Annotated in this window: 15 protein-coding genes, 3 rRNA genes and 3 riboswitches; of the genes, 4 read left to right on the top strand and 14 right to left on the bottom strand. The window is 51.6% G+C overall.

Annotation, left to right across the window (positions count from 1 at the left end; all coding sequences use genetic code 11):
• Positions 1 to 26 precede the first annotated feature (26 nt).
• Complete coding sequence (locus tag MKY64_RS24075) at positions 27 to 2,165, bottom strand: DNA topoisomerase III (RefSeq protein WP_340956255.1); 2,139 nt, start codon at positions 2,163 to 2,165, stop codon at positions 27 to 29.
• A 130-nt stretch (positions 2,166 to 2,295) separates the two neighbouring features.
• On the opposite strand from MKY64_RS24075, the gene tsaA reads away from it, so the two are divergent.
• Both tsaA and MKY64_RS24085 read left to right on the top strand, forming a co-directional pair.
• The gene (gene tsaA, locus MKY64_RS24080) at positions 2,296 to 2,739 is read left to right on the top strand and encodes a tRNA (N6-threonylcarbamoyladenosine(37)-N6)-methyltransferase TrmO (RefSeq protein ID WP_340956256.1); all 444 of its coding nucleotides are present in this window, start codon (positions 2,296 to 2,298) and stop codon (positions 2,737 to 2,739) included.
• A gap of 20 nt (positions 2,740 to 2,759) precedes the next feature.
• Positions 2,760 to 3,665 (top strand): AraC family transcriptional regulator, encoded by a 906-nt coding sequence (locus MKY64_RS24085; RefSeq protein WP_340956258.1) that lies wholly within the window; start codon positions 2,760 to 2,762, stop codon positions 3,663 to 3,665.
• 139 nt (positions 3,666 to 3,804) lie between these two features.
• Here MKY64_RS24085 and MKY64_RS24090 read toward each other — a convergent pair whose 3' ends face one another.
• From MKY64_RS24090 to MKY64_RS24150, 13 genes are all read right to left on the bottom strand, one after another.
• Positions 3,805 to 4,938 (bottom strand): DUF4179 domain-containing protein, encoded by a 1,134-nt coding sequence (locus MKY64_RS24090; RefSeq protein ID WP_339253424.1) that lies wholly within the window; start codon positions 4,936 to 4,938, stop codon positions 3,805 to 3,807.
• Complete coding sequence (locus MKY64_RS24095; protein ID WP_340956262.1) at positions 4,913 to 5,473, bottom strand: RNA polymerase sigma factor; 561 nt, start codon at positions 5,471 to 5,473, stop codon at positions 4,913 to 4,915. Before MKY64_RS24095 ends, MKY64_RS24090 begins: the two co-directional genes overlap by 26 nt.
• Positions 5,474 to 5,657: 184 nt before the next feature.
• Complete coding sequence (locus MKY64_RS24100) at positions 5,658 to 6,404, bottom strand: acyl-[acyl-carrier-protein] thioesterase (protein WP_340956264.1); 747 nt, start codon at positions 6,402 to 6,404, stop codon at positions 5,658 to 5,660.
• Positions 6,405 to 6,633: 229 nt separating this feature from the next.
• A 5S ribosomal RNA gene (gene rrf, locus MKY64_RS24105) occupies positions 6,634 to 6,750 on the bottom strand.
• 146 nt (positions 6,751 to 6,896) lie between these two features.
• Positions 6,897 to 9,825, bottom strand: a 23S ribosomal RNA gene (locus MKY64_RS24110).
• A gap of 284 nt (positions 9,826 to 10,109) precedes the next feature.
• A 16S ribosomal RNA gene (locus MKY64_RS24115) occupies positions 10,110 to 11,670 on the bottom strand.
• The 16S, 23S and 5S rRNA genes sit together here, the layout of an rRNA operon.
• A gap of 365 nt (positions 11,671 to 12,035) precedes the next feature.
• Positions 12,036 to 12,845 (bottom strand): transglutaminase-like domain-containing protein, encoded by an 810-nt coding sequence (locus tag MKY64_RS24120; protein ID WP_209877807.1) that lies wholly within the window; start codon positions 12,843 to 12,845, stop codon positions 12,036 to 12,038.
• A 13-nt stretch (positions 12,846 to 12,858) separates the two neighbouring features.
• Positions 12,859 to 12,939: riboswitch (cyclic di-GMP riboswitch) on the bottom strand.
• Positions 12,940 to 13,012: 73 nt separating this feature from the next.
• Positions 13,013 to 13,094, bottom strand: a riboswitch (cyclic di-GMP riboswitch).
• Between the two features lie 125 nt (positions 13,095 to 13,219).
• Positions 13,220 to 13,873: a class D sortase gene (locus tag MKY64_RS24125; protein ID WP_036723825.1), complete on the bottom strand. Its 654-nt coding sequence runs from the start codon at positions 13,871 to 13,873 to the stop codon at positions 13,220 to 13,222.
• Positions 13,874 to 13,940: 67 nt separating this feature from the next.
• Positions 13,941 to 14,345, bottom strand: a complete 405-nt coding sequence (locus tag MKY64_RS24130) for a GtrA family protein (RefSeq protein ID WP_340956266.1) — start codon at positions 14,343 to 14,345, stop codon at positions 13,941 to 13,943.
• Positions 14,335 to 15,312 (bottom strand): glycosyltransferase family 2 protein, encoded by a 978-nt coding sequence (locus tag MKY64_RS24135; RefSeq protein WP_036723823.1) that lies wholly within the window; start codon positions 15,310 to 15,312, stop codon positions 14,335 to 14,337. The genes MKY64_RS24130 and MKY64_RS24135 overlap by 11 nt, the downstream gene beginning before the upstream one ends.
• Positions 15,313 to 15,408: 96 nt before the next feature.
• Positions 15,409 to 19,248, bottom strand: coding sequence for a glycosyltransferase family 39 protein (locus MKY64_RS24140; RefSeq protein ID WP_340956269.1), 3,840 nt, complete (start codon positions 19,246 to 19,248; stop codon positions 15,409 to 15,411).
• Positions 19,245 to 21,245, bottom strand: a complete 2,001-nt coding sequence (locus MKY64_RS24145; RefSeq protein ID WP_340956271.1) for a hypothetical protein — start codon at positions 21,243 to 21,245, stop codon at positions 19,245 to 19,247. Before MKY64_RS24145 ends, MKY64_RS24140 begins: the two co-directional genes overlap by 4 nt.
• A gap of 157 nt (positions 21,246 to 21,402) precedes the next feature.
• Complete coding sequence (locus tag MKY64_RS24150) at positions 21,403 to 22,803, bottom strand: NCS2 family permease (RefSeq protein ID WP_340956272.1); 1,401 nt, start codon at positions 22,801 to 22,803, stop codon at positions 21,403 to 21,405.
• 126 nt (positions 22,804 to 22,929) lie between these two features.
• Positions 22,930 to 23,029: riboswitch (purine riboswitch) on the bottom strand.
• 537 nt (positions 23,030 to 23,566) lie between these two features.
• On the opposite strand from MKY64_RS24150, the gene rsgA reads away from it, so the two are divergent.
• On the top strand, positions 23,567 to 24,640 hold the full coding sequence (gene rsgA, locus MKY64_RS24155) for a ribosome small subunit-dependent GTPase A (RefSeq protein ID WP_340956275.1): 1,074 nt from the start codon (positions 23,567 to 23,569) through the stop codon (positions 24,638 to 24,640).
• Positions 24,637 to 25,653, top strand: coding sequence for an aminoglycoside phosphotransferase family protein (locus MKY64_RS24160; protein ID WP_340956277.1), 1,017 nt, complete (start codon positions 24,637 to 24,639; stop codon positions 25,651 to 25,653). The genes rsgA and MKY64_RS24160 overlap by 4 nt, the downstream gene beginning before the upstream one ends.
• The last annotated feature ends 63 nt before the right edge of the window (positions 25,654 to 25,716 follow it).

Consider the following 25,716-nt stretch of genomic DNA (forward strand, 5'->3'; position numbering starts at 1 on the left):
GACAGCCTTACTTTGGCTTCCTGCGGCTACTTGCCCTTCTGTTTCGCTTCCATCGCAGCCTTCAGCAGGTCCCCAAGATTGTTGCCGGCACTTTCCGTCTTGCTGTACTGCTGCACCAGCTTCTGCTGCTCGCGTTTGTTGATATGCTTGTGGTCCTTATCCATCGTCTCTGTAATTCCGCAGCCGAGGCACTGCACATACTTCCCGGCCTTGCCTTCCTTCATCTCCATCTTCTTATGGCACTGCGGGCAACGGCGGTTCGACAGCTGCTTCTCGCCCGCCCGGGTGTAGCCGCAGTCCTCCTTCGGACAGACCAGCAGCTTGCCGCGTTTGGTCTTCTTTTCTAACATCCTTGTTCCACACTCCGGACAATGGCTGTTAGAGACATTATGCGGCTTGTATTCCGCTCCGCTGTTCTTCACCCCAGACACCAGCTCCTGGGCCATACTCCGGATACCCTGTAAAAAAGGCTCCGGGCGCCCCTGCCCGCGCGCAATTCTCTCCAGCTCCGCTTCCCAGCGTGCCGTCAGCTCCGGTGTACGCAGCTGTCCCGAGACCAGCTCAATCAACTGCTTGCCCTTGCCGGTCGGATGCAGCAGATTGCCCTGCCGTTCAATCGTATCCGAGCTGACCAGCTTCTCAATAATATCCGCACGGGTGGCCGGTGTCCCCAGCCCATGCTTCTCCATCTGCGTCAGCAGCGTGGCTTCATTATAACGCTTCGGCGGCTGTGTCCGTCCCGGCTTGATGATGCAGCGCGCAAGCTTCACAGGGTCACCTTCCCGCAGCTCCGGCAGCTTCACACTGCCTGCTGCGGGTTCATCCCCCGCATCCTCCTCGTCGTCATCCGAGCTCATATCTCCGCCGTATACCTCACGCCAGCCTGCATCCTTGATGGTAGTTCCCTTCACATAGAAGCTTTCACCATCTACGGTTACCGTCACAGCTACGGCATCATAACGGGCCGGAGAATAGAACAGGCTGATGAACCGCCTTACGATCAGATCGTAGAGCTTCCGCTCTTCCGCACTCAGCAGATTGAGCAGCACCGTCTGCTCTGTCGGAATAATCGCGTGGTGATCGCTGACCTTGCTGTCATCGACAATCCGCTTCGTAATCGGCAGCGGCTTCCGCAGCAGCGGTCTGGCGAGGGCTGCATACGGCCCGACAGCCACGCTGTCGAGCCTTTCTTTTAGCGTGCCCGTCATATCAGCGGTCAGATAACGGCTGTCTGTACGCGGATAGGTGACCAGCTTATGCTGTTCATACAGCTTTTGGAGCACACTTGAGGTCTGTTTCGCTGAGAAGCCGTATTTACGGTTGGCATCCCGCTGCAGCTCAGTCAGATCGTAAGCCAGCGGATGCGGCTCGCTTTTCTCGCTTTTTTGCACCTTTGTGATCCGTCCGCTGCGGCCCGTGAGCTTCTCCTTGAGGCCCCCCGTCTTCTCCCTGTCAAAAATCCGGCCATCCCCGCCCTGAGCACGCCACCCCGCCTGGAAATTCCCGAAATCCCCAGTCAGCAGGTCATATTCCTGGGAACGGAAGCCGATAATCTCATTCTCCCGGTCCATAATCATTCCCAGGGTAGGGGTCTGCACACGCCCCGCAGAGAGCGGCGCGCCGAACTTGCAGGTTAAGGCCCGCGTCACATTCAGCCCGATCATCCAATCCGCCTCAGCACGGCAGCGGGCAGATTCATACAGCCGGTCGAAATCCCGTCCAGGCCGCAGCGAAGCGAAGCCCTCCTTAATGGCCTTATCCGTCTGCGAAGAGATCCACAGCCGCCGGAACGGTTTTTTCCAGCCTGCCATATTCATAATCCAGCGGGCCAGCAGCTCACCCTCACGCGCCGCATCCGTTGCTACGATCAGCTCCTCTATATCCTGCCGCTTCATTAACTGCTGCACAGCCTTATATTGCTGGCTGGTCTCGCGCAGCACCTTCAGCTTGGCCTTCTCTGGAAGAATCGGCAGATCCTCCAGCGCCCAGGTTGCATATTTATTGTTATAGTCCTCAGGCTCAGCCAGGCCAACCAGATGCCCCAGCGCCCAGGTCACCACATATTTCGGACCTTCCATATAACTCTTCTGTTTATTCCCACAGCCCAGCACCCGCGCAATCTCACGGGCCACCGACGGCTTCTCTGCCAATACCAATACCTTCATCGTCCAAACCCCTCCCTGTCATCAACAACCTATTATACCATGACATACAAGTCCGCAATTATCATCAGGCCGAATTCCCTTCACTTCAGCTAGACTAGAATCATCCCCCAGCCGAAAGGAGTCACAGCCAATGCCCGCCTCAGAATTGTATAATATTATACCAGTAGGAGTAGTAACGGGAACACAGCAGAACCTGCGACTTGAGATTAGACCCGAATACAGACCTGCCTTGAAGGGGTTAGATGCTTTCAGCCACTGCCAGATCCTGTGGTGGATTCATGAGTTTGCAGATGATAGCTTCCGGGGGACTACTCAGATTGAGCCTCCCTATAATGCGCCGGTAAGCGGTGTTTTTGCGACCCGGTCTCCGGTCCGCCCTAATCCGCTTGGACTCACGGTTGCCCGTATTCTATCCGTTGACCTAGATCAGGGAATTGTGGAGGTCAGCGGACTGGATGCTTATCCGGGAACGCCGGTGCTTGATATCAAAGCTTATTTCCCTTCCACCGACCGTGTTCGTCAGGTTAGAGTGCCCGCATGGGCCGCCTCATGGGGAGAGTGGACTGTAGAGTAACCATAAGAGGAGAGGACTTTATGAAGAACAGCCAGCTTATTCTGCAGGCGACCCAATATATCGAAGCGAATCTGAAGCAGCCGCTGTCTGTTCTGACCCTCTCCAGAGAGAGCGGCTATTCCCTGTTCCATTTCATCCGCCTGTTTCAGGGGGTTACCGGACTGACACCAGGCGACTATATAGCAAGACGGAGGATTTCCGAGGCGGCCAGGGATATTCTAGGCAGACCCGAGCGGACCTTTCACGAGATCTCACTGGACTATGCTTATAATGATTACGAGACCTTCACCCGGGCTTTCAAAAGACTGCTGCGCACTACTCCCACCCATATCCGCCACAAGTCTAACCCTGACATTCCTATGTTTCTCCATCCCTTACAGCCGGCTGATTTACCGCATTGGTCAGAGCAGAAGGGCGCCTCTCCTGACCTGATTGTGCTTGGTGCAATCAGGCTTCAGGGGCCATTCATTACCGTTACGCAAGATCAGTCGGTCATCGGAGCAGCTTGGGAGCAGCTATTCAGCAGTCTTCCGGCTATCCCGGACCGCAAGCTTCCAGAGCAGTATTACCAGCTAGGCTATTGGCCGGATAACTATGAGGATAACGGAATCTCCTTTCACATCGCCTGTGAGCTAAACTCCATAGCATCTGTACATACCGGCACTAGCGTTCAGGCAAGCTGTGGACAAGCAGTCAACCACCTCCCTATCCACACTCTGCCGCCAGCACGTTATCTTAGATTTAAGCATACAGGGCCATCCGCAGAAGTTTCTGCTACCTACAAATATATCTATGGCGTTTTTCTGCCGAGAACCGATTACCGCCTGAACCTCCCTTATGAATTTGAATACTACGGTCAGGGCTATCTGGGACCCCACCATCCGAACTCCGTAAGTGAAATCTACATTCCGTTAACGCTGCTCTAATCAGCAAAATAACCCCACAAAGTGAGGCTTTCGCTTCGATGATGACTCAGGTATTTTTCAAAAAAGCCCGCATCTGCACAGCAGACGCGGACAAGGGCTCAGCCTATTTTACCTATTCCCGTTTTCACGGTTCGCGGGTTCATGGAATCACTATAGTGCTCTCAAGATCCTTATGATAAGTTCTCACCGGTTTCCCATTGTCATCCAACAAGAGCTTCAGATCATTATCCAAAGTCATGGTATACGGTCTGACCGTAATCGTCTTAGGGGTTTGCGGGAAGATATTGTACAGGCTATCCACAATAGGATGCTGAACAGCCTTCATCATGGCATATCCCTGGCCAGAAGTAGCCACATTACCGACATCATCCACAAGCTCATAGAATACCGCCGTTGGACCATATTCCCCTGTCTGCTCCGGCGATGCAGGCACCTCTCCTTCGCTGGTGACGACCAGCCTCATCGCAGCAGGCGTGATGTCCAGACTCTTTACTTTATAATGGAAGGAGTCTTTGCTCGCTCCCTGGCCCGGGGTAAGGTTGATGATTCCCTCCGCAAGCTTCTTCGCTGTTACCTCGAACTCAAACGGCTCGGCGATCTGGGCAACCGGTACGCGGATATTCACCTTGAATTCGTCTCCGAGAGCCGAAGCATTGTGCAGTTCTCTAAGCTCCAATAAGAGGGTGTTCGGTTGTCCTTTTACGTCACCTGTGATAGAAGAACCGAAGCCGATAGGCTCTCCTGTCGCCAGAGTAACCTCTGGCAGACCCAGCAGTCCTTTAGTTGATTGATCGAATTCATGGGTTTTAAAATCAGTAATCTCCGCAAGCACCCGCTCATCTGCTACTCCGGTTCTTTCGAAGCCGATGGCCAACTGGATTCCGTCATAAAATACCTCCGTAACACTTAAAGTCACTCCATCCTTGGTAACGCTCATATTAGGTGAAGTAGTCAGGCCCTGTTCCGCCGCTAATTTCAGTCCCGGGTTCTCCGTGTGCTTGAATATACTGCTGAAGACAGGAATTTGACTCAAGGTATCGGCCCAAGCAGGAGAGATGAACCCTGCGGTTATCGTACCTAACCCTATTACTACAGCTATGCTTGCGGCTGCCAGCGTCTTTTTAAGCAATTTATTTCCTCCTCTGGTCTCCAAATGTTCGATCCGGTTCATAATCTGCTCATTATAGCTATCTACAGGAAGCTCTACTCTTTCGACGCTGCTGCGAATACGTTCCAGCATTTGCTTCTCAGTTTGATTCTGCCACTTCTCCATGAGCACACCCTCCCTTTTCATCCGCTTTTTGCTGAATCAGTTTTTTACGGAGCCGTTCATATTTTTTGCGCAGCGCCGCCGAACTGCTTCCGGTAATCATTGAGATCTCTTCGAAGCTGTATTGTTCAATGACACGAAGGATTAATAGCCCCCGCTCTTCCGAAGTGAGATTTTCAAAAATCCGGTCTACCGGCGACTCCTCCGGCAACGCTTGTTGATTCGTCATCAGTTGCAGCTTATAAAGGGACAGTAACCGGCTGCGGCGCTTACGCCTGCGAAGCTGGTCCAGGCAATGATGATAAGCCACCTTATATAGCCAGGCCGAAAAAGAAACCCGCCGTTCATAACGCCCAAGCTGCTGATACACCTTAACGAATATATCCTGCACAGCATCCTCCGCTTCTTCATGGCTCCTTAGGAGATAGTAGCAATACGTGTAAATCTTTCTTTCATACTCCTTAATTATGGTTGAGAACGCTTGCCTGTCTCCTGCGTGTACCTGATGAATGGCTTCTTCAATCTTATTTGGATACATTGGGCCCCCGGGGTTGCCTTGCTCCAAAGGAATCACCTCCACTTTCCTTTTACACCTGTATAACGAATGCCAATTGTGTATTTGTGACATATAAGGAAATAGCAAATATGACAAAAGACAGTTCCCCTGAAATTCGAGCAACTGTCTAGATTTAACGCTATGTAAGTCTCTCTCAGACATCAACCTATCTTCTAAGCTTCAAGCAAGCTTCAAAAAAGATCCGCTCCCCGCCTTGCCCGCGCACATATATACCTTCTTCAGTTAGAGAAGATCGCATAACACTGATCTCTTCACCATATTTGGCTTCCTGGGCATAGGTGATATGAAGCCCCGTAAGCTCTAACTCCTCCCACTCCTCCAGCGCCAGGGCATCACAACATAAATCTGCATATCGCGCGTTGTTAAGATGTTTGTTGTTATCCAGCCCGCTATATCTTACCTGATAACGGTAAGTCTCCTGCAAGAGAAGTTCGGGTGGAAGGATTACTTTATCCGGCAGACTCCCTACGGAATCTTCTAAATACGGCTCAACAACAATAGGCAAGGCTGACGGACGCAAAATCTTCCGCTTCCCGATATCCACAAGGGCCCAGATCGATCGCGCCGAAGCAAGCTCTACACCTTGGGCGTCATAGATCCGGTAATCCCGCTGCCAGAGCGGTCCTTTGTTTCCTTTACTCCAGGTATGTACCTTAAGAAGCTCACCCGGGGATGGCAGACGCTGCAGATTCAGATCCAGGGTGATGACCATCCAGCCCATGCCCGCCTTGAGCATACTCTCCACACTTAGCCCCAGGCTGCTTACAGCCGAATCCGCAGCACGCTGCATGATATCCAGCAGGAAGGAGAGCTTGCCCCTTGAACGGTAATCCGTGTCACTTGCCTGAACCCTGAACTGCTCTGTCCACAAAAAGCTGCTATGCTTATCCATAACCTTTGGCTCCTTCACCTGTCTATCCCCAATTTTCGGTACCTATCCACATTATTGTACCGGATATCCACATCATTTGGGGAGAAGTATCAAAAAAACTAAATCTATCCACATGTGTATAACTATGCGCCACTTGTAAGAAGACCTGGAATCTACTCACAACCTGTCCACAAGGCTTCCCCGAAAATACAAAAAGACCACTATTGATTTCTCAACAGTGGTCTTGTGTGCTTGGCAACGTCCTACTCTCCCAGGACCCTTCGGTCCAAGTACCATCGGCGCTGGAGGGCTTAACGGTCGTGTTCGGGATGGGTACGTGTGGAACCCCTCCGCTATCGCCACCAAACGGGCATTTACAGCGTAAATGCTTCAGGAATTTGATTCCTGAAAACTGAATCCGAAATGAATCTGCGTTTGCCCTTCTTACGGGGCCCCCGGAAAGTACTCGGAATCCGCTTCGTCAGCGTCATCTTCACTTTTTGGGGTATTTTTTTGGATAAGCCCTCGACCGATTAGTATTGGTCAGCTCCATGCATTGCTGCACTTCCACCTCCAACCTATCTACCTCGTCGTCTTCAAGGGGTCTTACATACTGGGAAATCTCATCTTGAGGGGGGCTTCACGCTTAGATGCTTTCAGCGCTTATCCCGTCCGTACGTAGCTACTCAGCCATGCTCCTGGCGGAACAACTGATGCACCAGCGGTACGTCCATCCCGGTCCTCTCGTACTAAGGACAGCTCCTCTCAAATTTCCTGCGCCCACGACAGATAGGGACCGAACTGTCTCACGACGTTCTGAACCCAGCTCGCGTACCGCTTTAATGGGCGAACAGCCCAACCCTTGGGACCTACTTCAGCCCCAGGATGCGATGAGCCGACATCGAGGTGCCAAACCTCCCCGTCGATGTGGACTCTTGGGGGAGATAAGCCTGTTATCCCCAGGGTAGCTTTTATCCGTTGAGCGATGGCCCTTCCATGCGGTACCACCGGATCACTAAGTCCGACTTTCGTCCCTGCTCGACTTGTAGGTCTCGCAGTCAAGCTCCCTTATGCCTTTGCACTCTGCGAATGATTTCCAACCATTCTGAGGGAACCTTTGAACGCCTCCGTTACTCTTTAGGAGGCGACCGCCCCAGTCAAACTGCCCGCCTGACACGGTCCCCGTACCCGATGAGGGCACTAGGTTAGAACCTAGATACGATCAGGGTGGTATCCCAACGGCGCCTCCGCAGAAGCTTGCGCTCCTGCCTCCACGGCTCCCACCTATCCTGTACAGATCGTACCCAAATTCAATATCAAGCTGCAGTAAAGCTCCATGGGGTCTTTCCGTCTTGTCGCGGGTAACCTGCATCTTCACAGGTATTAAAATTTCACCGGATCTCTCGTTGAGACAGCGCCCAAGTCGTTACGCCATTCGTGCGGGTCAGAATTTACCTGACAAGGAATTTCGCTACCTTAGGACCGTTATAGTTACGGCCGCCGTTTACTGGGGCTTCGGTTCACAGCTTCGGGTTTAACCCCTAACCGCTCCCCTTAACCTTCCAGCACCGGGCAGGCGTCAGCCCGTATACTTCGCCTTGCGGCTTCGCACAGACCTGTGTTTTTGCTAAACAGTCGCTTGGGCCTTTTCACTGCGGCCCCCTCGGGCTATTCACCCTACCGAGGCACCCCTTCTCCCGAAGTTACGGGGTCATTTTGCCGAGTTCCTTAACGAGAGTTCTTCCGCGCGCCTTAGAATTCTCTTCTCGCCTACCTGTGTCGGTTTGCGGTACGGGCACCTTCTCCTGGCTAGAGGCTTTTCTTGGCAGTGTGAGATCATGACCTTCGCTACTATAATTTTCGCTCCCCATCACAGCCCAGCCTTAATGATGTGCGGATTTGCCTGCACACCAGCCTCACTGCTTAGACGGACATCCATCAGTCCGCGTCACTACCCTCCTGCGTCACCCCATCGCTCATAGCGGATTACGGTGGTACAGTAATTTCAAACTGTTGTCCTTCGACTACGCCTGTCGGCCTCGCCTTAGGTCCCGACTTACCCTGAGCGGACGAGCCTTCCTCAGGAAACCTTGGGCTTTCGGCGGATCAGATTCTCACTGATCTTTTCGTTACTCATACCGGCATTCTCACTTGTATGCTGTCCAGCGCTCCTTACGGTACACCTTCAACCCACATACAACGCTCCCCTACCCCAGATGCAAAGCATCTAGCCATAGCTTCGGTGGTGTGTTTAGCCCCGTTACATTTTCGGCGCAGAGTCACTCGACCAGTGAGCTATTACGCACTCTTTCAATGGTGGCTGCTTCTAAGCCAACATCCTGGTTGTCTGTGCAACTCCACATCCTTTCCCACTTAACACACACTTGGGGACCTTAGCTGATGGTCTGGGCTGTTTCCCTTTTGACAATGGATCTTAGCACTCACTGTCTGACTCCCGGCAAGAAGTAAATGGCATTCGGAGTTTGACTGAGCTTGGTAACCCTTGCGGGCCCCGCACCCAATCAGTGCTCTACCTCCACCACTCCATTCACCGAGGCTAGCCCTAAAGCTATTTCGGGGAGAACCAGCTATCTCCGAGTTCGATTGGAATTTCTCCGCTACCCCCACCTCATCCCCGCATTTTTCAACATGCGTGGGTTCGGGCCTCCAGTGCGTGTTACCGCACCTTCACCCTGGACAGGGGTAGATCACACGGTTTCGGGTCTACGTCCACATACTAAATCGCCCTATTCAGACTCGCTTTCGCTGCGGCTCCGGCTTCTCACCTTAACCTTGCATGTTAAACGTAACTCGCCGGTTCATTCTACAAAAGGCACGCCATCACCCATAAAGAGGGCTCTGACTTTTTGTAAGCACACGGTTTCAGGTTCTATTTCACTCCCCTTCCGGGGTGCTTTTCACCTTTCCCTCACGGTACTGTTTCACTATCGGTCGCCAGGTAGTATTTAGCCTTAGCAGATGGTCCTGCTGGATTCATACGGGGTTTCACGTGCCCCGCACTACTCGGGATCCGTCTCGGAGGGAACACAGTTTAGGCTACAGGGCTTTTACCTCTATCGCGGGCCTTTCCAGACCTCTTCACCTACTGAATTCCTTTGTAACTCCATGTGAGACGTCCCACAACCCCAAGAGGCAAGCCCCTTGGTTTAGGCTGTTCCGCGTTCGCTCGCCGCTACTGACGGAATCACTATTGTTTTCTCTTCCTCAGGGTACTTAGATGTTTCAGTTCCCCTGGTCTGCCTCTGCATTTCCTATGTATTCAGAAATGAGTAACTGCGAATTACCACAGCTGGGTTTCCCCATTCGGACACCCCCGGATCAAAGCTTGCTTACAGCTCCCCGAGGCAGTTTCGTTGTTCGCCACGTCCTTCGTCGGCTCCTGGCGCCTAGGCATCCTCCGTGTGCTCTTAGTAGCTTAACCAATGCGTTTTCCCTAAGGAAAATCACGGTAGCAACTAATAACTATTTCCACTTGCTTACACAAGTTTCAGCTAAAAGATGTTCTAAAACGCAAATTCGTTTCGGTATCCAGTTTTCAAGGATCAAGTTGCTGTAAGTTCTGGTCGAACACGACTGTGTCGATAGAAGTTACAGCCAGTAAAGATGAGAGCTTAAACTCTCAAAACTGACCAACGAGTGAGCAACTAGCCGACCGGCTAGATTTAAGATTTGAATGTCTTCATTGCAGAAGACCATTCTCCATAGAAAGGAGGTGATCCAGCCGCACCTTCCGATACGGCTACCTTGTTACGACTTCACCCCAATCATCTACCCCACCTTCGGCGGCTGGCTCCCTTGCGGGTTACCCCACCGACTTCGGGTGTTGTAAACTCTCGTGGTGTGACGGGCGGTGTGTACAAGACCCGGGAACGTATTCACCGCGGCATGCTGATCCGCGATTACTAGCAATTCCGACTTCATGCAGGCGAGTTGCAGCCTGCAATCCGAACTGAGACCGGCTTTGCTGGGATTGGCTCCACCTCGCGGCTTCGCTTCCCGTTGTACCGGCCATTGTAGTACGTGTGTAGCCCAGGTCATAAGGGGCATGATGATTTGACGTCATCCCCACCTTCCTCCGGTTTGTCACCGGCAGTCACTCTAGAGTGCCCAGCTTCACCTGCTGGCAACTAAAGTCAAGGGTTGCGCTCGTTGCGGGACTTAACCCAACATCTCACGACACGAGCTGACGACAACCATGCACCACCTGTCTCAACTTTCCCCGAAGGGCACCTGATGCATCTCTGCTTCGTTAGTTGGATGTCAAGACCTGGTAAGGTTCTTCGCGTTGCTTCGAATTAAACCACATACTCCACTGCTTGTGCGGGTCCCCGTCAATTCCTTTGAGTTTCAGTCTTGCGACCGTACTCCCCAGGCGGAGTGCTTACTGTGTTAACTTCGGCACCAAGGGTATCGAAACCCCTAACACCTAGCACTCATCGTTTACGGCGTGGACTACCAGGGTATCTAATCCTGTTTGCTCCCCACGCTTTCGCGCCTCAGCGTCAGTTACAGCCCAGAAAGTCGCCTTCGCCACTGGTGTTCCTCCACATATCTACGCATTTCACCGCTACACGTGGAATTCCACTTTCCTCTTCTGTACTCAAGTCACCCAGTTTCCAGTGCGACCTCAGGTTGAGCCCAAGGTTTAAACACCAGACTTAAATAACCGCCTGCGCGCGCTTTACGCCCAATAATTCCGGACAACGCTTGCCCCCTACGTATTACCGCGGCTGCTGGCACGTAGTTAGCCGGGGCTTTCTTCTCAGGTACCGTCACTCCGGCAGCAGTTACTCTACCGGACGTTCTTCCCTGGCAACAGAGCTTTACGATCCGAAAACCTTCATCACTCACGCGGCATTGCTCCGTCAGGCTTGCGCCCATTGCGGAAGATTCCCTACTGCTGCCTCCCGTAGGAGTCTGGGCCGTGTCTCAGTCCCAGTGTGGCCGTTCACCCTCTCAGGTCGGCTACGCATCGTCGCCTTGGTGGGCCGTTACCCCACCAACTAGCTAATGCGCCGCAGGCCCATCCCCAAGCAGCAGATTGCTCCGCCTTTCATTCTTCTCTCAGGAGAAAAAAGAAATTATCCGGTATTAGCTACCGTTTCCGGTAGTTATCCCAGGCTTGAGGGCAGGTTGCCTACGTGTTACTCACCCGTCCGCCGCTAAGTTTGAAAGGAAGCAAGCTTCCTCTCAAACTCCGCTCGACTTGCATGTATTAGGCATGCCGCCAGCGTTCGTCCTGAGCCAGGATCAAACTCTCCAAATTGGTATTTAGAAAGAGCGATTGCTCATTTTGAAACATCTGACGAGAATTTACATTCTCATTTTTGGATCTCACCGAAGTGATCTCCGATACTCACTCGTTGTTCAGTTTTCAAAGATCAAGCTCGTTGTTAGTGTCGATGTTGTCGTCACCAGCAACTCTTATAATATATCACGTTCATCTGAGCAATGCAAGCTTTATTTTTGAAATCACTTATTTAAGTAATCTCTCATTTCCTTTGCCGCTCCAACAACGCTTATTTATAATAACCTATCCTTCTATTAAAAAGCAACCTTTATATAAATAAAAATAACCCGCTTAATGACTAAGCGGGTTATTCTCAGATAATGCTATAGTTACAGCTATTCTTAGTAGAATTTCGCTGCAGTATATTTGCTTGCTGATTTGATCAGTTCTGTTGATGCTGTTTTCTTACCCAGACCTGCATCCACTGTAGTATCAATCGTCACCCATTTGCCGTTCAGGAACACTTCGTTCCAGGCATGGTATGAAGTTACATAGCTTGTATTCCCCATAACCAACTTGGTTGGAATCCCTTCACTGCGGAGCATAGTAGCGAACAAGGAAGCGTAATCGTAGCAGATACCTTTGTTGGTAGCCAGTGTATTGTCGTTGTTCGGAATATAATCTGTGCTTACGCTGTTGGCCAGAGAGTAGTCATATTTCACGTTAGCTACGATGTAATTGTAGATAGCCTTAACTTTGTCTGCATCTGTGGTCAGACCCTTTGTAAGCTGTGCTGCCTTTTGAACGGATTTATCGGAAGAACTCCACTTTACATTCTGTACAGAGCTCAAATATACGGCATTCACATTGCTCATTGAAAGAGATACAGTCTCGGAAGATAGTACTTTGTATTTGTTGCCGGTAGTATTCTCAAGAACGGAGACCTTGTAAGAGCCATTACCTTGTTGCAGCGGGAACGTCTCGGTCGGTTTGGAAGTGTATAAGTTGTAAGTATAGCTGTTATTGTCCTTGGTAATCATGAGCTTCATCTTCTTGTCTTTAGGAACATCGTACGATACCCCGATAACCCCTTGATCAAGTTGTCCAACATTTAACCAGCTTGAATCTGCATTTGCTGCTTGAGCAGTGCCTGTCTGCACGGAAGTGACGATCACAAAAAGTGTAATCAGCATTAAATAAAACTTCTTCATGGATAAAACCCCTTTCGGTAGCTGGCTGCCATTCTTACGGGAAGGCCCTTTAGCTTTGCGTCCCTACCTTTCGATAGGTTTGCCGTTATCGTATAAGCTTTATCTGTCCAATCTACTGCCACATAATGACAGATTCAGAATGAAAACAAACAAAAAAAGCCTCTTCATTCGGTAACTGGCTGCCATCCATGACGGGAAGGCCCTGTAGCTTTGCGTCCCTACCTTTCGATAGGTTTGCCGTTATCGTGTATTAGCTTTCATAGTTATAGCTTACCATATCTCAATCTATTAGCAAGACCCAAATCACTAGATTCCCGCAAAAATAGACTAAAATTTTATGTTTTTTGACCTTTCTCAGCATTGTCCTATGACAATCAGGTCAACTTTGCATGAATAATGAGTCTGTGGGTAGGGTTGACAAGCGGATCACAGGTAATGAGGGTCAGAATCTTATCATCATCCTTACCCTTCAGAACTGAAATATCGGTAGGCTCTACAATAGATACATCATATACAACATATTTGTATTCCTGTCCGCTTGTAATAACAGTAATGGCATCCCCTTTACCGACCTCATCCAGTCTGTTGAACAGCCGCCCTGCCGTTCTTGACCGATGTGCCGCAATCGCTGCATTGCCTACCGCGCCAATCGGAGCTGTCTCCTTCATATGCGCCGCCGCATGCTTCATATTGGTCTTGGTGGCGCCCTCCAGTACAGGCAGCTTCAGATCGATTTTATCGATTTCAATAATAGCGGTGATCTTGCCTCCCACTTCAATCTCGGGCGCTGTAGTGGGCACCGGCTCTTCCGCACCAGACTCTTCCGCCAGCAGCTGGGTGACTTCCGCATAAGGCTTGCTCAGATCCTGGCTGGCAGGAGCCGTAGCCGAAGGAACGATTTCACTATAGGCCTGTTCAGCCTCTTCCAGCAGCTTCTGCTGCTGACGGTCCTCGTACCATTCGCTTCCTTTGGGGTAGAGCATAATCAGGACCCCGGCAAGTATAATCAAATAGGATAACTTCCGCATGACAATCGCCTCCGCAATATAGAATAAGTGCTGCCCCCGCAGGGGACGGGGAAGACATACTGTACCTCTAGAATACCCACTTCCGGCTTCCAAAGAAATTAATGATTACTGTAACAAAGGTAACCAGCACCTTGGCCATCAGCACCTGGACTCCCAGCCGATCAGTCAGCAGATGAATCAGCAGCACCGAAATGCCCAGCACCAGCAGATTCAGCACAATAAATCTTACTAGCTGCATCCGGTCAAAGCGGCCATCCCCGCCTCTGTCCCTTCCCTTGAAGGTCACCTTCTTATTCCAGAAAAAGCTGTTGGCCGTCCCGGCACTGTAGGAAATAATCTGTGCAGGGGTGTTAAGCATGCCCAGGGAATGCAGCAGGGTAAATACTGCAAAATCAATGAACGTGTTAAGCAGGCCCACCGCATTGAATTTCAGAAACTGGATCATGCCTGCGCGCCAAGCCTTATCTTGCATAATCGCTTGCCTTCCGCGTGTCTTCGGCCTCTGCCTCCGGGTAGCCTCGGGTCTCGCGTACGATATAAAGCGGTCTATCCTTAGATTCATCATAGATCCGTCCGATGTATTCCCCGATCACGCCCAGCAGCATCAGCACAATGCCGTTAAACAGCAGGTTCACCCCGACAATGGATGCCCAGCCCGGCACAGTCCAAGAGGTGAAGACTTTCTGGAATAAGACCAGGAACAGGTAGATGAAGCTGGAGAAGGACAGGAAGAAGCCGACATAAGAGGCGATTTTGAGCGGCTTGTGCGAGAAGGAGGTGATTCCGTCGAGCGCAAAGCGGATCATTTTTTTGAGCGGATATTTCGTCTCCCCTGCGAAGCGTTCCTCCCGCACATATTCCACCATGGTCTGCCGGAAGCCGACCCAGCTTACCAGCCCCCGTACATAACGGTTCTTCTCCTTCAGACCGCGCAGCACATCGCAGACCTTACGGTCGATGAGCCGGAAGTCCCCGGTATCTGTGGGAATCTCCACACTGGTCATGCTGCTGAGCAGACGGTAAAAGATTTTGGCTGTCACCTTCTTAAAGAAGGTCTCTCCGTGGCGCTTCAGCCGCTTGGCATAGACTACCTCGTAGCCTTCCTTCCACTTGGCGATCATCTGCAGGATGACCTCCGGCGGGTCCTGGAGATCTGCGTCAATCACCACAACAGCCTGGCCTTCAGCATAATCCATACCCGCCGTAATCGCCACCTGATGGCCGAAGTTACGGGAGAAGTCAATCAGCTTGACATGCTCATCCCTATTACTGATTTCGCGCATAATCTCAGCCGTACGGTCCCGGCTGCCGTCATTGACGAACACGAGCTCATAGGAATCCCCGCACTCATCCATTACTTTTTTGAGCCGTTCGTAGGTTATCTGAATGACTTCCTCCTCATTATACATGGGCACAATTACACTATATCTGGCCTTCACAAGGGTTCCTCCTCAATTTATTGTAAGCCACAGCTTCCTTGATGCGCTTCATCAACATCAGCTTTGAGCAACTATGCGGCTCTTACAGCTCCCCTCCTAGAATACCCAGGAAGGGAACCAGCGAAGTACATGAATGATATAACTGCTGTTCACCTGCATGCCGGACAATACCGGATAGAACATTACAAATAGGATGGCGGCGGCCGCAACATAGGCGTACCGCAGATATTTGGCACCCTGGAACCTGCCGTCAAGCAGCTTCAGGATGTACACAATGGATAGAATCATAAACGGCACCATCGCAAAGTAATGGTACAGGAAGGTCTCACGCGGCACAAGCATCCATGGAACATATTGTGAGAAGAAGCCGATCCAAATCATATACAGGCTCTTGTCCCGGCGCTTCAGGGTGAACCATACAGCAGCCAGCATCGTGAAGATTCCTGTCCACCAGATCAGCGGATTGCCCATCGTTACTATGCTGCTCGCCTTGCCTGCAGGCAAGCCTTCGCCGCCGCTGAAGAACCATACCGGACGCTTCATGAACGGCCACTCCCACCAGGAGGAGGCGAACGGATGTGTAGCTACAAGCTGACTGTGATAGTTGTACATATTCTTCTGAGCATCAATCAGCCCCTTAACGGTGAAGCCCTCTGCCGACGCAGATAGTGAAGGAATGAAGGACAGGCTGTATATGATTCCCGGAATAATGACGAAGAATCCGATGCAGCTGGCCAGCGTGATGATCGTGTTCTTCCAGAAGGACTGATCTGCAGTCCGGCAGGCGGCTTTGAGCTCCTGACCGCTCAGCTTGCCTTCAGCCAGCAGGCGTCCGGCAGCCTTGTATTCTCTATAGCGTTCAATAAGTACCAGCGCAAGCATAATAGCAAGTCCTGCGCCTCCGTAGATCACGATCCACTTCGAAGCAACCCCGATGCCGAAGAACAGGCCGGACCAGAACAGCGGAGCCAGTGTGGTCCGCAGCGGCACCCGGTAGAAATTCATCGTGAAATACCGCTGCATGAAATAGAACATCAGCATAATGAAGAATACACCGTACACATCGATGGTCGATATCCGCGTCTGGGTGAAATGCATGAAGTCCAGAGCGAATAATCCCGCTGCCAGTGCAGCATAGGTGGTCTTACGGAACAACCGAATCGCCATGATATAGATCAGCGGCAGCATCGCAATCCCGAACAAGGTGCCGATGATCCGCCAACCGAACGGATTGACGCCGAACAGCTCCATCCCTACCCCGATCAGCAGCTTGCCAAGCGGCGGATGCGTGTTCTCATAAGGAACAATATTATGATAATGCTCATAAGCTGTACGGGCATGATAGATCTCATCAAAATACGTACTGTTCATGAAATTAGAGTTCTTGGGAATGACGGACTGCTCGTCAAACAGATTGGCCGGCGTTCCTCTTTTAGCTGCTGCTCCCGAATCGGGTGTCACGCTTGCTATCGTCAGAGGAACCTCCGGTGCCCCCTGCTCATAGAAGGCCATCTCATTGAGAGTGAAGCCTGGAGACGTAACCGAGAGCTTGACATATCTTGCAGATACGTTAAGCGGCTGGCTTTTCCAGATGAAGACATTGCCCACATCCTCGCTTACCTCAAGCGGGCTGCTCCAATTATCAGGGGTCTGGCTGAATTCCAGCTGAAACTTCCCTGTTCCGACACCGCCGAACACATTAACCCGCTCCAGTTGATGGACCTGCCCCAGATCCACATAGAAGCTCTCGCCGCTGGCTGCTGGCTCCCACAGAGTCTCAGGTGCCTTGTTATCTCCCAGATGATAGAGGGCAAGCGCCCCGTATAGCACGGTGATACCGAGCATCCAGATCCAGTCTCTGCGCTTCAGCTTCAGCGGAGAACGGCGCTCAGCAGGGGCAAGCGGCTTGATACCTTCTGCAAGCAGCAGATCTGCTGCGTACGCCTCCTTGGGGGTAACCGCCTCAGGCAAAAGCTTCGCAGTTCGGCGGATATATACATCGTATCCAATATAGAGCAGATATATCGCAAGAATGATAGTGGTAATAGCTGTAACCAGAACAATGCCGTCAGCCGGCGGATTTCCGCCGGTATTCAAATACGCCAGTGTATAACCAACATTGATGTACTGGGTCAGGGAGAACCCGAGGAACAGGGTCAGGAACCGCCGGTCCCGGCTCTCCATGAAGGCGAATAAGGACAGAATCAGTACCGGATACAAGTAACGCTCATGCATTTTGGTACCGAATACGAAGACAATCGTGATCAGCACCATAGCGATGAAGTAGGACTTGGAGAGATCCTTGCAGTCCTTGGTATTGAAGGAATAATAAGCAGCAAGTGCTACTGCCACCAGGATGAAAATAAAGCCCCATATACGATACGGTATGCCGAGCCAGGTCACATCCAGCGCCGACCACATCGGGTCAGTCAAGGCATACAGATTGAATGCATTCACTGTGGAATACGGATAGGAGGACAGTGTGCTTTTGTAGAGGTTAATCAAGCCTGCAAAACCGCCGTTGTTCCAGAAGAACGGGGCTGCGAGGACAAGGAAAATTCCCAGTCCGTACAGGGCGCCCAGCGCAAGCTGCTTCCAGGCCCGGTGATGGTAGAAGGCAAGCAGCAGCACAGGTGTGAAAATCAGCGCCTGCGGCTTGATTAATGTAGCGACGGCAAAGAAGATCGCTGCACGTACGAAGCGCTTATCGACAACCCCGATCATACTGAGCAGCAGAAAGATGAGGAAAAAGGAATCCGCCTGCCCCCAGGCTGCCGAATCCATCAGCACAGCCGGATTGAACAGGAACAGCATCATCAGCCCCATAGCCAGCCCGGAGCCGAGCCTGGTTCGCGCGCTCTTATAGATAATCCAGCCAAGCACCAGATCCGAGAGCATCGCAGGCAGCTTGAAGAGAACCGTCTCGGCACCTGACCCGCCCGCAAAGTTAAATAATCCTCGCAGCAGGCTAAGCAGGTATAGCACATATAAGTACCCCGGCGGGTAATCGGCGAAATAACCTTCCTCATAGAATTTGCCCGGTCCAAGGTCGGTCAGACGCTGGCCCCAGGCCATGAAGGTGTTCATATCATTCTTATAGCCCTGTGCCGTAAGGCCGATCCAGATCCGCAGGATGAATGCCGCTCCAAACAAAACGTACAGCCAGCGGGTGTAGATTACATCCTCCTGTCTCAGCAGACGCTCACTGCGGAAGGCTCTTGTGTACAGAAAAGCAAAGAACAGGCAGAATACTCCAGAAAGCAGCAGCAGCTTGGCCGGAGACACCTTATGCGGCACTTCCTCCGGCTTGCTTCCGCCGTCCGCATCTGCCGGGGGAGCCTGGGCGCCGCTGTCCAGTGAGATGATATTCGATCCCTCCGGTACTGTATCCAGCTTCTCTACGGACAGATCATCGAAATAGGCCTTACCCTGAATCAGATTGGCATAGCCGCCCAGCGCAGCGCCGATTCCGATCTCGGTCTGCTCCTTGCCGGTCTGGCCGATGAACTCCAGACGCTGCCATTCACCGCCGGTATCGCTGGTAGCGGGATAACCGCCCCCAATGCCTACCGGGAAAATATTGGCCCCGATTCCCCCGCCTGCGGTGCTGGCTATTTTGACGTATCCAGAGATTCTGTAATAGCTATCCGGCAAGACGGTAACGGTCTGCACCCACTTCAGGTGATTGGGCTCCAGATTCTCAATAACCGCCGCTTTGCTGCCGGAATGAACCTCTTCCGACTGAACGGATATGGAGCCCGCCGCATCTCCGGCAATCCACATGTCCTTGGTCCAGCCTGCCGGTGCCCCCTCTTCGCCTTCTTCAAAGCCCGGGTTCTGCAACAAATTCCCTTCGGCATAAATGCTTGTTACAGGAAGAATAAATAATAAGAGCATTAGTATAACGGTTGCCGCTGCACGTACCTTCTTGGTCATCGTTCTACCCTCACCTCGTCAATGTTAATCCAGCCATTACCGCCGGTTATGTATACTTCTGCCTGTATCCCCTGCTCCAGAGTGACCGCAGGAAGTGTGACCTGTTGATAGGCTTCCGCCGCAGGCAGCTCTGTCTCTGCAAGCAGCTTACCGGCTGCCCGGATGCCGATCTTCCCGCCGCTGCCGCCGCTACTGGACATGACGGTCAGTCTGTACTCACCGGCTGGTGCAGTGAAAGCCTGCGAAACGATGTTCTCCGTTCCGGGATCGAGATATGCCAGCTTACTCCCGGCGAAGGGGTTGTTGACAGCAACTCCCGTTCCCGCAGAGAAGGACCAGCCTGCCGTCCCTTCTTCAAATCCGCCATTCACAAATTCAAATGCAGCAGTCTTGGGTGTATCTTGAGGCCCGCCATTCTGTTCACTGGTGAGCATTACGCTGTAGTTGGCAAAACGCTTCACTCTGGACCCGGCGCTTGCCGCAGGCGGCGCAGCAGTATTCGCATAAATATATGCGGCATTCGCAGGCACCCTGTTCAGATCATCAAACCTGTATCTTCCAAAGGAAGAGACGCGCTGAAAGGCCTCTCCCGGATTGGCATACTGAACGGACTTCAGGAAATCATGCGGGCTGATCTGTTCATAGAACAGCACATAAATATAAGGCATATTCACCTGGTTCGTAAGATAGACTTCACCGGAGCTGTGTTCCGAAGCATACTGTACAGCCTCCCCTAAGGATTTATAGAAGACTGGACCGATGCGTTCAGGGAACTCGCGGAAATACGTATTGGAGAATAAAATAAACATCATGGCGAACCCGGCCGCGGCCAGGATGGCTATCCCTTTGACTCTGCCTGCCAGCCAGACGAATCCGGTGCTTACCAGCATAATGAACGGATAAAAAATAATATTAATCCGGTTAATATTCACAGTTGTAATCAGCGCCATTAGCACCGCCACCAGGAACCATAGCAGCACGGCTCCCCTACCAGCGCTCTCCCTCTCCCGCCGGCTTGCCCACCAGGAATGCAGGAGAACGATCAGGCCGAGCAGTGCAAAAGGCAGCGCCAGCGGGTACGCATACCCGTAAGGAGAGATGGAGTTCCAGGCCAAGCCGTCACTTCCGCTCCACATCAGCTTGCTGAACGCAGTGAGGTTATCCGCAGCCGCCTGCCACAGCCTGCCGCCGAATACGGATGAAATCTCCTCCACGCGCGGGGTCGTGAGCTTCGGAATTGTGAACAGCGGAGTGGCTATATCCTGCATAGCGTAACGGTTAATGATAATAAATAGCAATATAGGCAGCGCCAGTACCGCAAACCATACGAAATTCCAGACCAGGGCACGAGGTCTCAGGACCTTGCTATATAATAGAAGAATTGCCGTACCGAGCGCAAATAGCGGGACGAAGAAGTAAGCTGTTCCATAAGCATACAGCGAGAGGGCCAGCATGCCAGTAAAGGCGTACAGCCACCTTGGATTCGCAAAGGCGCGCAGCAGAAAGTATACGGATATCAAAATCATTGTAGGAAACAGATTCGATTCCAATGCCCACCTGGACATCATAATATGCCACGGGTTAATGGCGATAAAGAACATGGCAGCGGTCCCGGCTCCAGACGAGGCCGACAGTCTTTTCATAATGAGATAGAAAAACAGCATGCCCAGTAGTCCCATGATCAGGCTAAGCGCCCTTACAGACAATGGCGTTAGACCGAACAACAGAATGAACGGCATGGACAAGTAGGCATATAGCGCATTCTGTCCGCTCCCCCAGGCGATCAGGTGAATTGGCAGATGAACACCATTCCGGTCCATCCCGTAGTGCAGAATGGCGTAGGCATCATAGCCGATAGAGGCTTCGTCCTGGTTCAGTCCCGGTGGAATAGAAGTTATGTATAGAATACGGACTATTGCCCCAAGCAGGAACAGCAGCACCGGCCAGGGCTGGCTACGGAAGAACTTGTACACTCGATTGAATACACCGGACACCATTTATCACCTCTTCAACAATATAATCTAAATATTGGTTGATGAAAAGGGTAAAACCCAGCTTGTCCCGCGCGGCTCCCCCCTTAAAAGAATAAAAAGAAAACGGCCCCTTCATATAATGAAGAGACCGCAGAATGTAAGTCAGAATCCGTGGAGCTTATTAGCCTTGGCTGCCGATCAGAACATAACGCAGGATGATCAGAATCGCCAGCACCCACATCATCCAGTGGATATCATATTTCTTCTTCCCGGCGATATTCGCTACACAAGCCAGAATCACGTAAGTAACAATCCCGAACGAGATCCCGTTAGCAATGTTATACGTAAACGGCATGATCACGAAGGTCAGGAAGGCCGGAATCGCCAGCACCATGTCCTGGAAGTCGATCTCACGTATCGATTGAGCCATGAGTACACCGACAATAATCAGCGCTGCCGCTGTGGCCGGACCAGGGATCAGAGCGACTACCGGAGCCAGGAACAAGGCAAGCAGGAAGCAGATCCCCGTAGTTACTGCAGTCAGACCCGTACGTCCGCCTTCAGCTACACCGGCTGCACTTTCTACATAAGCGGTAGTGGTGGAAGTACCCAGCATCGCACCGCCCGCAACAGCTACCGCATCTACGAACATGGCATTGCCGACACGCTTTTTGCCCTCTTCAGGGTTCTTCATAATTCCGGCACGTTCAGCAGTACCTACCAGCGTACCGAAGGTATCGAACAGTTCTACGAAGGTAAAAGTGGCAATCGCCGATACGATACCGGTGTGCATAATGCCTTCCCAGTCGAATTCCCAGAAGTTAAGCTGGGTGAAGTCAGGAACCCATGGCGTCTGCGGATTGCTCAGTGAACTGAAATCTACAGCACCCATGAGAATCGCAGCCACGGTAGTCCCGAGAATTCCGAACAGGATGGCGCCGCGAACGCGCAGTACCATTAAGATGGAGATCAGCAGCAGGCCGATAATCACCAGCTGAACATTGGTGTTCTCCAGGCTGCCCATATGAATAACCGTTTCAAAGGAGAGTACATCTGTAAATGTATTGGCGGAGATGTCTTTACCGGCTTCAACGCCGATGGTCATCAGTCCGCTGTTCTTCAGGCCGATAATGGTGATAAACATCCCGATCCCGACAGTGATCGCATGCTTCAGGCTGTCAGGAATGGCAGTGAGCAGGATTTGCCGGACCCGGGTAACGGTCAGGAGGATGAAGATAATCCCGGAGATAAATACGGCGGTAAGACCCATCTGCCAGGTGAACTCATGTTCAGTGGTGGCGGAGGATAAGACGACGGAAGCGAAATATGCGTTAAGGCCCATACCAGGTGCCAGAGCGACCGGGAAGTTAATGAATACCCCCATGGCAATGGTGAAAATACCGGCTGCCAGCGCAGTCGCAAGGAATACGGAATACCAGCCCATATCAATGCGGCCGAAGGCAGTCAGAGTGCTTGGATTAACCGACAGAATATAAGCCATTGCCATAAACGTGGTTATACCGGCCATGATCTCTGTACGTACTGTGGTGCCGTTCTCTTTCAATTTGAAAAAGCGGTTCAAATCGTTCTCCCCCTAAGGTTGTATGTTGTGCCAATACAGCAACACAAAAGCCGGCATCTGGGAAGACACCGGCCCGAAAAAGAGATGGCTGCCGGGAATTCCGGACAATCGCCGGAAATCCCAGAACAAGCTGCTCTTCTTAATCGTAGCCAGGTCATTACGGTGACCTCGTAGAGACTTCCGGGCCGATCCCCGGAATTATACGAATATATTTGCTGTAGCGCTTTATCATTTTAGGGGGAGATGACAGCTCTTGTCAATGGTAAATACGAACATTGGCCGTCAGGTTTACACAAATGTTCGTAAATTGAACATTTCTATGACAAATACTGCTTGGTTCAGGGAGAATCCGCCAAACATTGCAGCATAAATGCGGATAGTTCCGCACTAAATTAACTATAATCAAACTCTACATGGATTTGCATACCAAATCTATGTTAATCTGAATGTGCTTAGCGATAAGCATTAAATTTCTAATCAAGTTCCTTATCCGAAAGGGGATGTTTCGATTGGCTACTACTTATATGGTGGTTTCCGTTTAAAACTGCATAGCAGGCATACATCTTAAAAATCGGGCAAACGCCTGGATTATTTGGTATGCCATCCCAAGTAACCTTTCGTGAATATTGCTGTTTGCGGGATACGATGAAGGTCGTATCTTCTTTGCATCTTGATGCCGTAGAACAGCAGCTTCTTATTGAGGCTGCTGTTCCGCGGCATTTTTGCGTCCACCAAACAACAGATAAGGAGCTAACCCAAAACCATGATGGATCTAAAAACCTATGGATACACAGAAATAGAGGAAATCCCATCCGGATTATTGCCTGGCAGAATTACAGAGCTCCGGCGGGAGCGCTTCACGGTAATCACAGAGCGGGGCGAGCTGACCGCTGTACTCAAAGGCACGTTCTATCACAGTGCGGAATCGCGCGGGGACTTCCCGTGCGTCGGCGACTTCGTCCTCCTGCGTCCGAACGAAAGCGGGGAATCGCTCATTACAGCGCTTCTCCCCCGCCGCTCCAAGTTCTCGCGTGCGAATTATTCCGGCCATGCCGCAGAATATACCAGAACCGTTCTGGAACAGGTCGTAGCCGCCAATTTCGACTATGTATTTATTTTGTCTTCCCTGAACAAGGATTTCAATGTCACGCGCATGATGCGTTATTTGACCCAGGCCAGGCAGAGCGGCGGCCAGCCGGTCATCATTCTGACGAAGGCGGATCTCACAGAAGACTACAGCCTCCCGCTGGCAGAAGTCCGGCAGAGCATGCCGGATGTTCCCGTGCACGCAGTGTGCAGTCATAACGGTCTCGGGCTGAATGAGCTCGATGTCTACCTTGAGCCAGGTTCAACTGTCGTCTTCCTTGGCATGTCCGGAGTCGGCAAATCATCGCTGCTTAACGCCCTGATGGAACGGGATGTTATGAAGGTCAGTGCCATCCGGGAGGAAGACAGCCGGGGACGGCATACGACGACCCATCGTCAGCTGTTCATGCTCCCCTCGGGAGCAATGGTAATCGATACCCCCGGGATGCGTGAGCTTGGATTATTCGATGCTGACGAAGGCATCTCTGCAGGCTTCAACGATGTGGAGGAATGGTTCGCAGGGTGCCGGTTCCATGACTGCCGCCATGAAGCCGAGCCGGGCTGTGCGGTACTCGCCGCCCTTGCGGAGGGCTCTCTGACGCATGAACGCTGGGATCGTTACAACTCACAGCAGCAGGAGAACCGGTTCGTCCAGGACAGAACACACTATCTCAGGGACAAGGATGCCCGTAATCAGTCAGCTGCGATGCAGCGCAAGCAAATGAAGAAAAATGGAGGACGATACAAATGAAGATAAACCAAGATGCTTTATATATTGCTCTATCTCAGCTTTTTAATACAACGATTACCTCTGCGGATTACGAAACGCTACAGTTACACGGCGGAACTGTGGGAGATGTGCAATTGGTCACCGGAACCGCTGCAAGTGCTGCCGGGGAGAGCCTGCCGTTCCGCATCGTGCTGAAAATACAAAAGAAATGGGAACGTTACAATGACCCGGATTCATGGCGGCGGGAATATGATCTCTACGCTTCTGAGCTGGGAGCGACCTTCAATGATACCTTCCGCTGGCCGGTGTGTTATCACGCGAAGATGAATGATGAAGAGAATGAGTACCAGCTATGGCTGGAATATATCAACGGCATCTCCGGCCTGGAGCTGACCGGGGACATGTATGAACAGGCCGCATTGGAGTTGGGACGGTATCAAGGGAAGTTGTACGCGGAGCAGCCTGAGGTGCTGCAAAGTCTGTCCAACCTGAGCCATGCCGATCTCATGAAGAATACGTATCTGCACTACCGGTCTTGGCCGGTTGTCTACGACTATATCCGTTCAGAGGAATGCGGATTCCCGCAGCATGTGCGGCAAATGCTCATCGACATCGATGAGCATTCGGACGATATTTTTGCCCGGATTGAAAGCCTGCCTCTGGTGTTATGCCACCGGGACTTTTGGGTAACCAACATCATCTTTACTGGCGGGACCATCGCGCTGATCGACTGGGATACCAGCGGCTGGGGCTACCTCGGCGAGGACATCGCCAGCCTGATTGCAGATGAGGTGGATCTTGATCACATGATTGAATACTATCAGCGGTGTGTCCCTGCTTATTACCGGGGCTTCACGGAATATGCGGGAGAGATTGCCCCGCTTGCCGGCCACTGCGTCTACGAATTCATTCTGCTCGTCTTCGGATACCGGCTGGTGGAGGGATATCTTCATGCGGAGGATGATGATAAGAAGACAGAGTGTCTGGATACACTGGAGAAGGTGTATGAGTTGAAGAGCTTGACCCTACAATAAGCTAAGATCCAGGGCATAGGATACACGACATGGTGTAGCCCTACGCCCTTTTTCTATGATACA

The sequence above is a fragment of the Paenibacillus sp. FSL R7-0210 genome (genome assembly GCF_038009085.1).
In the GTDB taxonomy this organism is placed as follows: Bacteria; Bacillota; Bacilli; order Paenibacillales; family Paenibacillaceae; genus Paenibacillus_AQ; species Paenibacillus_AQ silagei.